Source organism: Xanthomonas sp. WCS2018Noco2-27 (assembly GCF_031843525.1).
Classification (GTDB): Bacteria; Pseudomonadota; Gammaproteobacteria; order Xanthomonadales; family Xanthomonadaceae; genus Xanthomonas.
This window is the reverse complement of the sequence record NZ_JAVTIK010000029.1, coordinates 1-863: the sequence shown is the minus strand read 5'-3', so window position 1 is coordinate 863 and position 863 is coordinate 1. Positions and strand designations below refer to the sequence as shown.

Here is an 863-nt window from a genome sequence, read left to right as displayed (position 1 = left end):
GCCGATGCGTATTTCTTGAGTATCGCTGGCGAAAAAGCCGCCGCGTTGCTCGACAACCGCGCCATCTACACCCAGACCGATCGCGCGGGGACCCAGTGGTCGTTCGATGGCCGTGCGTGGGTGCGCGACGGCAAGTCCGACACCACCAACGACGGCGTGGACAACCCCATCGCAACGCCCATCGTTGCCAGCTACCAAAAGGCGCGCGAACTCAATTACCAAGCCACCAACGCGGCTGCCGCATTGGCGTTGAAAGATGCACCCGCCCCGCAGGACCCGTATCAGCAGCCGGCCAATGCCACTGACCGTCCCAGCCTGAGCCCCGCCGACTGGCGGCGTGATGCAGCGGACGGCCAGTGGCATCGGCTGGTCAGGATCAATATCTCCGGCGCCAACGATCGCGATAACCACATCCAGGAAACCGCCTCGCCGCACCGCAAAGCCGAACTGGACGCGCAAGCGCAAGACGTCATCGCCCGCAACATCGCCAACAGTCCCGGCGCCATCGCCGCACGCTACGAATTGGCACATCACCGCAGCGGCTGGGCGTCCGATGGGCTGCCGATGTCGCCGGCCGTGCAGCAGGCGCTGCCCGACCCGGATGCGTTGACCGCCTCCGACGGCCAGCGCTATTACCGCGACATGGATGGGCAGTGGACCAGCAACGGTCCCCCACCCGATGGCAATCGCGTGCTGGAACTGGAGAACACGCGCGCACTGCTGCAACTGGCGCTGGCCGAGCAGGCGCAGACGATTGCCGCCATCGGGCAGTCGCCGCCGTCAGCGCAGGATCTGCAACGCGAGGAAACGCAGTATCGCTATCGCATCGTCGGCACCGAGCTGCAGCCGCAGTGGCGTGAGGC

At 66.0% G+C, this 863-nt stretch carries 1 pseudogene; it reads left to right on the top strand.

What is annotated here, in order from left to right:
* Positions 1-863 (top strand): annotated as a pseudogene (locus RQH86_RS22895) (hypothetical protein); the annotation flags it as partial.